This is a genomic window from Natronosalvus halobius (assembly GCF_024138145.1).
Taxonomy (GTDB): domain Archaea; phylum Halobacteriota; class Halobacteria; order Halobacteriales; family Natrialbaceae; genus Natronosalvus; species Natronosalvus halobius.
On the sequence record NZ_CP099997.1, the window covers coordinates 662,379 to 674,831 of the forward strand.

Consider the following 12,453-nt stretch of genomic DNA (forward strand, 5'->3'; position numbering starts at 1 on the left):
TCGGACGTTACTATTCGTCCAGAGGCTCGAGAACTGGAACCACCACGGAATCGATCCCCCCGGATGCGATGGCATCGGCAACCGCATCGAGTTCGGCGTCCAGGACGCGGTCGTCCTCGAGCGGTGGGACGAACTTCCCGACGTGTTCGTAGAGTGCCCCGGTTCCGTTTCCGAGGGCAGCAGCCGTCGCCGCTCGGTCGGCCGTCGCCGCTCGGTCGGCCGTCGCCGCTCGGTCGACTATCGGCGCGAGGACGTCGACGTCCTCGGCGTTGCCGACGTAGTCGGCCGCCTGCGTCGCACAGACCGCCTCGGTCGCCACGATCCGACGGACGTTCTCGAGCACCCGTCGGGCGTTCAGCGCCGACTGCGAACTCATGCTGACGTGGTCCTCCTGGCCGCCACTGACCGGCGTGTTGTCGCTCGAGGCCGCGCCGATCGACCGGCACTCGTTGAGGAGCGCGGCGGCGGTGTACTGGGCGATCATGTAGCCCGACTGGAGGCCGCTCTCGGGAGCGAGAAACGGTGGGAGGTGGTCCTCCTGGAGGTTCGGATTGAGGATGCGATCGATCCGACGCTCGGCGATCGCTCCCAGGTCGGTCAGTGCGAGGCGGGCGTACTCGAGACGTAAGGCGAGGGGCTGGCCGTGGAAGTTCCCCCCGGAGATGACGGCCGCGCGGTCGGTTCCGGAGGCGCGGTCGTCCGCGTCTGCGGCGGAGAAAACGAGCGGGTTGTCGGTTGCGCTGTTGAGTTCGACCGTCACGGCCTCCCGGAGGTGGGCGACCGCGTCGTGGACGGCCCCGTGGACCTGTGGGAGACATCGCAGGGAGTAGGCGTCCTGGACGCGGTCGCAGTTTCGGTGGGCCTCGACGACGTCGCTGTCGGCCGTCAGCGCGCGAACCGCCGCGGCGCTTCGTTGCTGGCCTGCGTGGGGCCGCACGTCGTGGATGGCCGCGTCGGAGGTGGCCGTCGTCCCCAGCGTCACCTCGGTCGTGAGCGCGCCTGCGGCGTCCGCAGCCCGGAGCAGTCGTTCGCCGTCGACGACAAGCATCGCCGCGAGTCCAACCGTTAGCTGGGTGCCGTTGATCAGCGCCAGCCCCTCCTTCGGTGCGAGCGACAGCGGCTCGAGCCCGACCGCCTCGAGGGCCACGTCGCCAGCGACGCGCATCGACTCCTCGTCGTCACGGATGATTGCCTCGCCCTCGCCGATGAGAACCAGCGAGAGGTGGGCGAGCGGCGCGAGGTCGCCGCTGGCGCCGAGGCTCCCGCGCGAGCGGACGACCGGCTGAACGTCCTCGTTGAGCAGCGCCACGAGGTGATCGACGAGGACCTCGCGCACGCCCGAGTAGCCCGCGACTAACGCGTTGACCCGCGAGACCATCATCGCCCGAACCTCCTCACGGGTACACGCTCGGCCCGCCCCGGCGGCGTGGCTCCGCAGGAGGTTGGTCTGGAGGCGTTCGATCTGGTCCGGCGGAATCCGTTCGTCGACCAGCTCGCCGAAGCCCGTGTTGAGGCCGTAGACGGCTTCGCCGCTCTCGATCACGTCCTCGACGCGCTCCCGGGAGACGCGAACGCGTTCGCGGGCGCCCTCCGTGATCGTGACCGGGGCGCCGTCTCGGGCGACGGCGACGACGTCCTCGGGAGTGAGTGAGCGGCCGTCGAGTTCGACGGGGGCGCTGTCGGCGTCAGTCATGCTGGCCTCCGTCCCGCCGTCCTCCGTTCGTTCGTGGGCCACCTGCACACGAGCGCACAACCGTCCTTTCCGTCCGCCGTGAACGGTCGACCACATGCCAAAGACCGCGATCATCGTTCTCGCTGGCACCGAAGCCCCGTCCGACCTCGGTCGCGTCGTCAACGCCCTCCAGACCGCCAAGGAGTTCGACGACCACGGCGACGAGATCGAACTCATCTTCGACGGCGCTGGAACCCAGTGGGTCCCCGAACTCGCCGACGAGGATCACGACTACCACGCCCTCTATGACGCCGTCGAGCACCACGCGCAGGTCTGCTCGTACTGCGCCGACGCCTACGACGTCGACGACGAGGTCGAGGACGAACCCGTCGAGGAGGTCACCGAGTTCGAGGGACATCCGAGCGTCCGATCCCTCGTCGCCGACGGCTACGAAATCATCACCTACTGATTCGAACGGGTCTTCCCCGTTCGTGCGACCGTACTCGAGTATAACGGCGCTCACGACGAACGCACCCCCTCGAGCGCCGTCCCGTTTTCGACGACGACCTGCCCTCGCTTCAGCACCGTCTCCACCGCCGTCGTGTCGAATCGGTAGGCGAGGTGGGCGTATCGCGGCGCCTCCAGCACGAGGGCGTCCGCCGGGGCACCGACCGCGAGGGTGCCCGTCCCGTCCGTCACGCCAATCGCTCGAGCCGCGTTCCTGGTCGCACCCAGCAGGGCTTCCGCGGGCGTCAGTCCCATCTCGACGCACGCGAGCGTCTGTACGAACTCCATGCTCCGTGAGTGGCAGTTCGGGTTGAAGTCGGTCGCGATTGCCACCGGGGCGCCGGCCTCGAGCATCGTCTCGGCGTCGGCGTAGGCCTCCCCGAGGCCGAAGGCGGTGCCAGGAAGGAGGACGGGAACCGTTCCGGCCTCGACGAGCGCGTCCACGTCCTCGCGGGTTGCGTAGAGCAGGTGGTCCGCGCTTGCAGCCTCGAGGTTGGCCGCGAGTTGCGTCCCGCCCAGGTGGGACAGTTCCTCGGCGTGGACCTTCGGCTCGAGTCCGTGCTCCAGGCCGGCCTCGAGCACCCGTCGCGACTGGTCGACGGAGAACGCGCCTTCCTCGCAGAAGACGTCACAGAAACGGGCGATTCCCTGGTCGGCCACCGCGGGCAGTTGGTCGTCGACGACGGATTCGACGTAGTCGTCGGCGTCGGCGCCCTCCGGAACCGCGTGGGCGCCGAGGTAGGTCGGCACGAGATCGACGGGGTGGCGTTCGTTCGCGGCGTCGATGGCCTCGAGCATCCGCAATTCGGTCCCGGTCTCCAGGCCGTAGCCGGACTTGACCTCGACGGTCGTCGACCCGTGGGCGAGCATGACGTCGAGGTGGGCGAGCAGGTTCTCGACGAGACGCTCGAGGCTCGCCTCGCGCGTGGATCGAACGGTTCGAAGGATGCCGCCACCCTGCGCGAGCAGTTCCTGGTAGGTCGTTCCCTCGAGTTTGGCCTCGAACTCGTCGGAGCGATCCCCGGCGAAGACCGCGTGGGTGTGTGGGTCGACGAATCCGGGGACGACGGCTCGGCCGCTCGCGTCGATGGCCGTGTCGGCGTTCTCTGGCGGGGTTTCTCGAACGACGTCGTCCGTGGGGCCGACGGCGACGACCTCGCCGTCGACGGCGACGAACGCGCCGTTATCAACGGTCTCGAGGGCGGCGTCACGACTCTCGTCCCCATTTTCCCACTCGCCACTAGTTCCGCTCGCCGGGCCGACCACTAATTCGCTCGTGCCGTAGACGACTGTGGTGTGGCCCTCCTGGGTACCTGTTTCTCCTTCGCGACTCACGCCGACCACCCCGCGAGCACGTGCGCGACGGCTCGAGCCGCCGCGTCGCTCGTCATCCCCCCGCGGTCGAGCGGCGGCGCACACTCGACCACCTCGAACCCGGCGACGCGCTCGTCGGCCGCGATTCGGCGAAGGAGTGCGTACAACTCGGTCGTCGTCAGCCCGCCCGGCGTGGGCGCGCTCACGCCAGGTGCGAACGCCGCGTCGAGTACGTCCACGTCCAGGCTGAGGAAGATCCGATCGACGCCCGTCATCGCCTCGAGCGCCCGGGCCGCCGCGGCCTCGAGGTCCCGGCGCACGGTTTCTGCGGTGACGACCGTTCCACCCTGCTCCTCGACGTACTCAGCATACGCGCTCGAGGTCTCGAAGTGTCGCGCGCCGACGACGGCGAAGGCGTCCAGGCCGCGCTCGTGAAGCTGATAGTAGGGCGTACCGCTCGAGGGGCCGTCGATCGGCTCCCGGCAGTCAAGGTGGGCGTCGAGGCTGACGACGCCGACCGAGCCGTCGGCGAGCAAGGGCGAGACGTTCGCCACGGTCAGGGAGTTGTCGCCGCCGAGGAAGACGGGGCGAGCGCCGGTCTCGTAGACGGCCTGGGCGGCCGCTTCGGCTCGGTCCTGGACAGTCGAAACGTCGTCGTTGGGGAGGTCGAGTTCGAGGTCGCCGAGGTCGCCGATTGGGGCGGCTGAGCCGTTCGCGCCGTTCGTGCCGTTCGAGCCGACTGAACCCACCTCGAAGTGGTGGGTCTTCACGCCGGCCATCGACTCCCGGATCGCTCGCGGTCCCTCCCGGGCACCACGGCGACCGATGACGGCGACGTCGGAGGGCTCCCCGACGAACACGGCGTCGTACTCGTCGGCGTTATCGAGTTCCACCGCCGCGACCACATCGGCAAACGTCTGGTCGTTGGGGTCGCTCGAGGGGCTCCCCCACTCGACTGGGGTGGTGAAGGTTGTCACCGCTCGTCACCACCCATCGGGATCGTGACGTCCGACTCGCGGGCCTCCTCGAGCGCCACGTCGTAGCCGGCGTCAGCGTGACGCACGACGCCCATACCGGGGTCGGTAGTGAAGACGCGGCGCGCCTTCTCCGCGGCAAGTTCGCTCCCGTCCAGGACGACGTGGTTGTTCGCGTGGAGGGCGTTCCCGATGCCGACGCCGCCGCCGTCGTGGACGCTGACGATGTCGGCACCCGCCGCACAGTTCAGGAGGGCGTTGAGGATCGGCCAGTCGGCGACCGCGTCGGTCCCGTCGGCCATCGCCTCAGTCTCGCGGTTTGGGCTGGCGACCGACCCGGCGTCGAGGTGATCGCGCGTGACGACGATCGGGGCCGAGATCTCGCCGTCGGCGACGAGGTCGTTGATCCGGAGGGCGAACCGGGCGCGTTCGGTGAGGCCGTCCTCGTCACGGTTGAACCCGAGCCAGCAGACGCGCGAGGGGAGCCCCTGGAACTCGACGTGCTCCTGGGCGAGGTCGATCCACCTGGCGAGGTGTTCCTTCTCGGGGAACAGTTCACGAACAGCGTCGTCGGTGCGGTGGATGTCGGCGGGATCGCCCGAGAGCGCCGCCCAGCGGAAGGGCCCTTTCCCCTCGCAGAACAGCGGCCTGACGTAGGCGGGCACGAAGCCGGGGAAGTCGAACGGTTGCCGTTCGCTCGAGTCGGTGCTTGAAAGGGGCCACGCTTTTTCGCTCTCGTCGCCGTCGCCGCTGCCCGCGCCACCCCCGCCGTTTGCGCCACGTCGATAGTCCTGGACCTGCCCCCGGATGTTGTTCCCGTACTCGAACGCGATGGCACCCCGCTCCTGTAACTCGAGAATGCCGTCGACGTGACGCTCCATCGTCGCGAGGCTCTCCTCGACGTACGCCTCGGGGTCTCGCTCCCGGAGGGCATCGGCGTCCTCGACTGAGTACCCCGCGGGATAGTACCCCTCGAGTTCGTCGTGGGCGCTCGTCTGGTCGGTGATCACGTCCGGGACGAAGCCGCGCTCGATCATCGACTCGAGCATGTCGGCGGCGTTCAGGTGGACGGCGACGCTGTAGGCCTCGCCGGCCTCCGCCGCGTCCTCGGCGCGTTCGATGGCCGTCTCGAGGTCGGGCGCGCGCTCCTGACAGTAGCCGGTCTCGAGGCGGCGCTCGATCCGACGCTCGTCGACATCGGCAGCGATGCAGACGCCGTGGTTCATCGTCACGGCCAGAGGCTGGGCGCCGCCCATGCCGCCGAGACCGGCGGTGACGACGATCCGCCCCTCGAGGCCCTCGCGTTCGGGGAAGTGCTGGCGGCCGAGTTCGGCCAGCGTCTCGTAGGTGCCCTGGATGATCCCCTGGGTCCCGATGTAGGCCCACGAGCCGGCGGTCATCTGCCCGTACATGATCTTCCCGCGGGCCTCGAGTTCGTGGAAGTGCGCCCAGTCGTCCCACTTGCCGACCAGGTTCGAGTTCGCGATGAGTACCCGCGGGGCGCGCTCGTGGGTCGTGAACCGGCCGACGGGTTTGCCGCTCTGGACGAGCAGGGTCTCGTCGTCGTCGAGGTCCCGCAACTGGTCACAGATCGCGTCGTAGGCGTCCCACGACCGGGCTGCCCGGCCGGTGCCGCCGTAGACGACGAGCGACGCCGCGTCCTCGGCCACCTCGGGGTCGAGGTTGTTGTTCAGCATGCGGAACGCCGCCTCCTGACGCCAGCCGCGACACTCGAGGTTGGTGCCGGTCGGGGCGCCCCGGTAGGATCGCCACTGCTCGCTCGGTTCGCCGATTCCCTCCCACTCGGTCGTCCCATCCTGGTCGCGCTCGATGTTCGAAGACGAGTCTGCCATACGTACGCACACGGCCCGGGCCGGCAAGTGTTTCGAGTAGCCACACGCCGGGTACTATATACGTGGCCACCCTCCACCCCTTCGTGTACGAAGCGACGTTCCGCCTCGCCGGTTCTGAATCGGGAGCCGAGTTCGGCTCCTACGATGCGATCACCGCGGCGTTCGACGCACGGCTCTCCCTGTGGTGCAACGACCACAGCGATCTGTTGCTCCTCGAGTGCGAGACCGGCGGTCTCGAGGCCGTCCTGGAGGCCGTCGACGAGTTCGCCGGGATCGACGATGCCATCGTTGACGGGCCCGAGGCCGTGGTCGTCACCGGAAACTGCGTCAAGGCGCTCGAGACCGCGGTCGTCGATGCCGTCCTGGACGACCACGGCTGTCTTCTGTTGCCGCCGATTCGATACGCAGACGGGGCGCGGTCGATTCGCCTCCTGGCGCTCGAGTCGGCCCACCTCACCCGCTGTTATCACGACCTGCTCGAGGACTTCGACGTGAGCGTCGAGTCGAAGCGGGACCTCTCCTTCGACAGCCTCGACCGCAACCGGACGCCGGACGGGATCGGCGAGCCGTTGCCGGCCCTCTCCCGCAGACAGCGCCAGGTGTTCGCGACAGCGTACGAACGGGGATACTACGAGATTCCTCGAGAGACGTCGATGGCGGCCGTCGCCGAGTCGGTGGGCATCGATCGACGTACCGCTGACGAACACCGTCGGCAGGCCGAGCGGAAAATTCTGGGATCGGTCGCGGGGCGGTACCTCGAGTAGCCCGTTTTTCCGATCAGTCCACTTCTCGATCGGTAGTTATCTGACTCGGACACGATCATCGCCGCCGCCGGTTACGTTATCGCGAGATTCCAGGCGCCGATATCGGAAAACTATAAAATGTGTAGCCGACCGAACCGGTTGTGCGCCTATGTCCAGACGTCCATGGTGCCGACGAGGTCGACACGGAGCTCCTGGAGGCGGTCGGCGTGGTACTGGCCTATGTTGCCACAGCCGACGATTCCGCCCCGGATGGGTGTCTCGTCGGTCATCGATTCAGTACAGTTGCTCCTCGCGGCCGGGTCGTTCGCGCTCCAGTTCTCGGGGTGAGGCCCGCGTCCTCGAGCGTCGCGACCAGTTCGTAGCCGTCCATCCGAACCACCAGCCTGCCGGGTTGTGGAGGGCGTACATTCGTTCCAGTCGACGTATAACACGTGTTGAAAAAAGCTATCTCCGGCGCCACACTCAAGCCGTCCCATCAGGAATTGCCTCGCATGGCTTCGCTTCTCGAGCGCATTCGGCGCCCGGAATTCATCGGGGAGAATCGCTGCTGGCCGTGTACGGTGACCAACCTCGCGTTGCTCATCGCGGTGGTCGGCGTCCTCGCTCTCAGGGGGCGGCGACGGACCGCAGTTGGAGTCGCGACTGCTGGCGTCGCCGGGATCGGCCTCCGGGGCTACCTCGTCCCGTACACGCCCCACCTGGCGCCGAAGCTCGTCGCCAGGCTGCCGGTCGATCCGTTCGGTCACGAGAGGGGGTCGACGAACGGATCGCTGGCCGACGCCACCAGTCCCGGAACTGTCGAGAAATCTGGATCGACGACGAGTTCGACCACGACCGCGGATACGGCTGCGAACGCGAACGCGGGCGCGGGTTCGAGCGACGAAACCCCACCGGACGGAGAAGTGGTCCTCACCACGTTGCTCGAGGCCGGCGTCGTCGACCTCGAGGCCGAGGACGTGGTGCTCGACCCGGCCTTCCGCGAGGACTGGCGTCGCGAGATGGTGTCGCTTCGTCACCTCGATCTCGAGGCGCTGGCCGACGTGGCCGACGAGGAGACGCCGGCAGACGTCGACACGCGCACGCGCCGGCAGTGGGGTCGCCCCGTCGTCATCCTGGACCCGGATGAGAGCGCGCCCGTAACGCTTCACCAGGGAATCGCCATCGCCGAACTCGCTGCAGCCCGCGCGCTCGAAGAGCGGGTCGACAACGCGGTCGCCCGCGCCGCGGGGCGCCCCCTGCGGTCGCTACTCGAGGAGTGCCCGCTCTGTGGCGGCAGGGTGACGATAACGCGCGCGAGTTGCTGTGGCGAGGCGACGCCGGTCGGGAAGACGCCGCAGGAAAAACTGGTGTGTCCGTCCTGCAACGTCCGATTTTTCACCTACGAGTGAGCGGCCAGGTCGCGGTACTCGCCTCGCGACTGGAGGCGTCGTTTCCTACCGAGCATCCCTGTACGTCTCACGCATCTTCTCCTCGAGCAACCCGTCCGGATCGAGGACGATGGTCACGAGCACGAACGGCTCATTCACGTCGAGCACCCAGACCGAAAACGGCGGTTCGGTCGACTCGGCGGCGCGCTCGAGCAAGGGCTCGAGGGGCTTCTCGCCGTCGCGAAACTCGGCGTAGAGGTCGCGCTGACCCGGCTGATCCGCGAATGTGTAGACGACGCCGTTCGGGCGACCGTCGGTGTCGTGAATCACGCGGGCGTTCATCGCCTCGCCCGCTCGTCGGGCCTCCTCGAAGCAATGTTGGGCAGCCTGGAAGACCGGGGCGTCCGTCCGACGGAAGCGAAATCGCGTCGACTCGAGAACCGTCCAGGAAGCGAGACGGGGTTCGCCGTCGTCCCACTCGAGTGTCGCCTCGATCCGGTTGCCGTGGTCGAGACCGGGACCGTTTCGATCCGCGTCGTCGCCCGAATCGAGGTCGCCGTCCAGGTCGGGTCGCTCGACGTACGTCGGATCGGCCGTGTCGACATCGAGGAGGAGCCACTCGTCCGCGGTGCGACCCGGAAGGACACGGGCCGTGGTCTCCGTGGTCTGGTTCATGTGCGACACTCGCGGGCGAAGGGCGAAATAGTCACTGTCTCGAGTGTCGAAAGCCGTCCTCGACGCGCCTCGGCCGGGCCGCCTGACGCATCGTTTTTGCCCCTCGAGCCGATACCTCTGGTATGCAGTTCTGCGACGACTGCGGTTCGATGATGAAAGCCGATGGGGACCACATGGTCTGTACCAGCGACGACTGCGGGGCGTCGACGGCTCGAGACCGAGAACAGGAGGCCTCGTTCGTCACGACCGAATCCCAGACGTTCGACGACGTGATCGAGTCCGACGAGGAGGCGAACTTCGAGGGCAAGCCGATCGCGACGGACGTCCGCTGTGACGAGTGTGGCACCGAGGAGGCCTGGTACACGATCAAGCAGACGGCCTCGGCCGACGAACCGCCGACACGGTTCTTCAAGTGTACCGAGTGTGGCTATCGCTGGCGTGAGTACAATTGAGGGTGTACGGTCGTCTCAAAACCCTCCGCTAACGGCCTCGAGAACCCTCACGAAAGACGATTCACGTGGCAAACTTTCGCGCTGTACGGAGTTTTTAGCAACAGGGCGCGTAGAGTGGTGGTATGCGACTGCACAACAGGGAAGTCCGACAGGACGTTCGCGAACTCGGGGCCCTCCTGGGTGACGTCCTCGAGGATCAGACGTCGCGTCGTGCGTTCGATACCGTCGAATCCTGTCGAACGGCGGCCATCGACTACCGCGCGGGGGACATCGAGTCCCGAGAGCCTCTGGCCACCGAACTCGAGGGACTGTCGCCACACCAGCAACGCGTGGTCGCCCGTGCGTTCACGACCTACTTCGAACTGATAAACCTCGCCGAGGAGCGCGAACGTGTCAGATCGATCCGTCAGGACTCCCAGGACGGGACGCTCGAGGACAGCCTCGAGACGGCCGCCGAAGAGCTGTCCGAGGCGGATCTAGAGACCGTCGCGGGCATCCTGGATGACGTGCTCATCGAACCGACCTTCACCGCTCACCCGACGGAAGCCCGTCGAAAGACGGTCAAATCCAAGCTGCGGACGGTGGCGACCCACCTCGAGACGCTCGACGAGCGCCTGCTGACCGACAAGGAGCGAGAACAGGTCTGGCGCGACGTGGACGCCGAGGTGACTAGCCTCTGGCAGACCCCGCAGGTTCGCAAGCGCCAACCCGAACCCGAGGACGAGGCCCGGAACGTCCAGTGGTACCTCGAGAACACCCTGTTCGACGTCGTCGGCGAGGTGTACGACGAACTGGCGGATGCGCTGGACGACGAACTCGACGGGTCCATCGACGTCCCCAAACTCTTCGAGTTCCGCTCGTGGGCCGGAAGCGACCGTGACGGCAACCCCTACGTCACGCCCGAAGTGACGGCAAACACCCTCGAACGCCAGCGCGAGGTCGTGATCGACCGCTATCGCGAGCAACTCAAACGGCTCTCGGGCGTGCTCAGCCAGGACGGGAGTCGGATCACCACCGGCAACACGTTCGACGCTTCGCTCGAGGACGACCGGGAGCGACTGCCGGGCAGCGCCAGGACGGCGAAGGAACGCTATCCAGGCGAACCCTACCGCCAGAAGCTCAAGCTGATGCGCGAGCGCCTGGGGCGCGTCGGCGACGTCCGGCCCGGCGGCTACGACGACGCCGACGAACTCGTCGCGGACCTCGAGATCATCGCCGACAGCCTCCGGGAGAACAGCGGGGAAACCGTGGTCGAGGCGCACGTCGACCCCCTGCGCAGGCAGGTCGCCACGTTCGGCCTCTCGCTGGCCAGCCTCGACCTGCGCGATCACCGCCAGAACCACACGGACGCTATCGACGAGATCCTCTCACGGGAAGGCATCGAGTACACGTCCCTTTCGGAGGACGAGCGCGTCGAGTTGCTTACCGACGCCGTCCTCCAGGACGAACCGATCGTCGACCTCTCCCGGACGGAGGACCTCTCGGACACCTCGAGTCGGGTCGTCACCCTCTTCGACAGCCTCGCCGACTGGCAGTCCGAGTACGGGAACGAGGCCATCGACACCTACTGCATCTCGATGAACAACGAGCCCTCCCACGTCCTCGAGGTGCTGTTCCTGGCCGACCAGGCGGGCATCGTCTCCCTGCCGGAACACTGTGGCATCGACATCGTGCCACTACTCGAGACGGAGTACGCCCTCTCGGGCGCCCGACGCATCATGGGGACGCTGTTCGAGAACGAGGCCTACGCGCAGGTGCTCGAGGCCCGCGGGCGCACTCAGGAGATCATGCTGGGGTACTCCGACTCGAACAAGGAGAACGGGTTCCTGGCGGCGAACTGGTCGCTCTACAAGAACCAGCGCCGACTCGGTCAGATCTGTGACGACTTCGACGTAAAAATGCGCCTGTTCCACGGCCGCGGGGGGTCCATCTCCCGCGGCGGCGGCCCGATGGGTGAGGCGCTGCTGGCCCTGCCAAACAGCACCGTCACCGGCCAGGTCAAGTTCACCGAACAGGGCGAGGCCATCGCCGAGAAGTACGGCAACCCCCGCATCGCCGAGCGCAACGTCGAGCAGATGCTCAACGCTCAGTTGCGAGCTCGAAAGCAGGCGATCGAGCAACCCGAGGAGCGCATCGAGGAGGAGTGGATCGAGGCGATGGATACCATGGCCGACGCGGCCCGCCAGGAGTACCGCGACCTGCTCGAGAGCGACGGCTTCGTTCAGTACTTCGAGCAGGCGACGCCCATCACCGTCATCGAGGACCTCGACCTGGGCTCGCGGCCGGCCTCCAGGAGCGGCGAACGGACGGTCGAGGACCTGCGGGCGATCCCGTGGGTGTTCTCCTGGACGCAGGCGCGGTGCATCCTGCCGGGCTGGTACGCCGTCGCCGCCGGGATCGACGCCTATCTCGAGGACGGCGCGGAACCACGTTCGGCGGACGACTCGAGCGGCGATCAGCCGCGAGACGGTGGCGACGTCGAAACCCTGCAGACGATGTACGAGGAGTGGCCGTTCTTCCGCACGACGCTCGACAACGCGGCGCTGTCGCTCTCGCGAACGGAACTCGAGATCGCCGAGCAGTACGCCGACCTGGCGACCGAGGACTTGCGAGAGCAGTTCTTCCCGCGGGTGACCGAGGAGTACGACCGCGCGGTCGACCTGGTCAAGACGATCGGCCAGCGCGAGACCCTGCACACGCGCGACTGGATGGGTGAAAACCTCGAGCGACGGAACCCCTACGTCGATCCGCTCAACCTGTTGCAGACGCACTTACTCGGACGGACCCACCGAACAGATGTCGAGGAGCGGACCCTGCGACTGACGGTCAAGGGGATCGCTGCTGGGATGAAAAACACGGGATAGCGGTCCCTGGC

Annotated in this window: 10 protein-coding genes and 1 pseudogene; 5 read left to right on the plus strand and 6 right to left on the minus strand. The window is 67.4% G+C overall.

Annotated features, from left to right (window positions below; genetic code table 11):
- Positions 1-10: 10 nt before the first annotated feature.
- A complete protein-coding gene (gene hutH, locus NGM15_RS03185; RefSeq protein ID WP_253438231.1) occupies positions 11-1,693 on the minus strand; it encodes a histidine ammonia-lyase in 1,683 nt (560 codons plus the stop codon).
- A 94-nt stretch (positions 1,694-1,787) separates the two neighbouring features.
- On the opposite strand from hutH, the gene NGM15_RS03190 reads away from it, so the two are divergent.
- Entirely contained in the window at positions 1,788-2,141 is a 354-nt protein-coding gene (locus NGM15_RS03190) for a DsrE family protein (RefSeq protein ID WP_253435171.1), read from the plus strand.
- Between the two features lie 50 nt (positions 2,142-2,191).
- Here NGM15_RS03190 and hutI read toward each other — a convergent pair whose 3' ends face one another.
- The 3 genes from hutI to hutU are packed head-to-tail and all read right to left on the minus strand — an operon-like array spanning position 2,192 to position 6,320.
- A complete protein-coding gene (gene hutI, locus NGM15_RS03195) occupies positions 2,192-3,523 on the minus strand; it encodes an imidazolonepropionase (RefSeq protein ID WP_425494491.1) in 1,332 nt (443 codons plus the stop codon).
- Complete coding sequence (gene hutG, locus NGM15_RS03200; RefSeq protein ID WP_253435178.1) at positions 3,511-4,470, minus strand: formimidoylglutamase; 960 nt, start codon at positions 4,468-4,470, stop codon at positions 3,511-3,513. Before hutG ends, hutI begins: the two co-directional genes overlap by 13 nt.
- On the minus strand, positions 4,467-6,320 hold the full coding sequence (gene hutU / locus NGM15_RS03205) for a urocanate hydratase (RefSeq protein WP_253435181.1): 1,854 nt from the start codon (positions 6,318-6,320) through the stop codon (positions 4,467-4,469). The genes hutG and hutU overlap by 4 nt, the downstream gene beginning before the upstream one ends.
- Positions 6,321-6,382: 62 nt before the next feature.
- Here hutU and NGM15_RS03210 point away from each other — a divergent pair, with 62 nt between their 5' ends.
- A complete protein-coding gene (locus tag NGM15_RS03210) occupies positions 6,383-7,084 on the plus strand; it encodes a helix-turn-helix domain-containing protein (RefSeq protein ID WP_253435184.1) in 702 nt (233 codons plus the stop codon).
- Between the two features lie 155 nt (positions 7,085-7,239).
- Here the strand turns inward: NGM15_RS03210 and NGM15_RS03215 are convergent.
- A pseudogene (locus tag NGM15_RS03215) lies at positions 7,240-7,353 on the minus strand (Gfo/Idh/MocA family protein); the annotation flags it as partial.
- Positions 7,354-7,575: 222 nt separating this feature from the next.
- Between NGM15_RS03215 and NGM15_RS03220 the strand changes: the two are divergent.
- Positions 7,576-8,472 (plus strand): DUF8054 domain-containing protein, encoded by an 897-nt coding sequence (locus tag NGM15_RS03220; RefSeq protein WP_253435186.1) that lies wholly within the window; start codon positions 7,576-7,578, stop codon positions 8,470-8,472.
- Between the two features lie 45 nt (positions 8,473-8,517).
- Here the strand turns inward: NGM15_RS03220 and NGM15_RS03225 are convergent, their stop codons facing one another.
- Entirely contained in the window at positions 8,518-9,126 is a 609-nt protein-coding gene (locus NGM15_RS03225; protein ID WP_253435188.1) for a DUF6663 family protein, read from the minus strand.
- Positions 9,127-9,248: 122 nt separating this feature from the next.
- Between NGM15_RS03225 and NGM15_RS03230 the strand changes: the two genes are divergently transcribed.
- Together NGM15_RS03230 and ppc are read left to right on the plus strand one after the other, a co-directional pair.
- On the plus strand, positions 9,249-9,578 hold the full coding sequence (locus tag NGM15_RS03230; RefSeq protein ID WP_253435191.1) for a transcription factor S: 330 nt from the start codon (positions 9,249-9,251) through the stop codon (positions 9,576-9,578).
- Positions 9,579-9,700: 122 nt separating this feature from the next.
- Entirely contained in the window at positions 9,701-12,442 is a 2,742-nt protein-coding gene (gene ppc / locus NGM15_RS03235; RefSeq protein ID WP_253435194.1) for a phosphoenolpyruvate carboxylase, read from the plus strand.
- The last annotated feature ends 11 nt before the right edge of the window (positions 12,443-12,453 follow it).

Excerpts from the sequence above, each read along its gene's own strand:
- NGM15_RS03225 (WP_253435188.1), bottom strand. The coding sequence starts at position 9,126 with ATGAACCAGACCACGGAGACCACGGCCCGTGTCCTTCCGGGTCGCACC.
- hutU (WP_253435181.1), bottom strand. The coding sequence starts at position 6,320 with ATGGCAGACTCGTCTTCGAACATCGAGCGCGACCAGGATGGGACGACC.
- hutH (WP_253438231.1), bottom strand. The coding sequence starts at position 1,693 with ATGACTGACGCCGACAGCGCCCCCGTCGAACTCGACGGCCGCTCACTC.
- ppc (WP_253435194.1), top strand. The coding sequence starts at position 9,701 with ATGCGACTGCACAACAGGGAAGTCCGACAGGACGTTCGCGAACTCGGG.
- NGM15_RS03190 (WP_253435171.1), top strand. The coding sequence starts at position 1,788 with ATGCCAAAGACCGCGATCATCGTTCTCGCTGGCACCGAAGCCCCGTCC.
- NGM15_RS03230 (WP_253435191.1), top strand. The coding sequence starts at position 9,249 with ATGCAGTTCTGCGACGACTGCGGTTCGATGATGAAAGCCGATGGGGAC.
- NGM15_RS03220 (WP_253435186.1), top strand. The coding sequence starts at position 7,576 with ATGGCTTCGCTTCTCGAGCGCATTCGGCGCCCGGAATTCATCGGGGAG.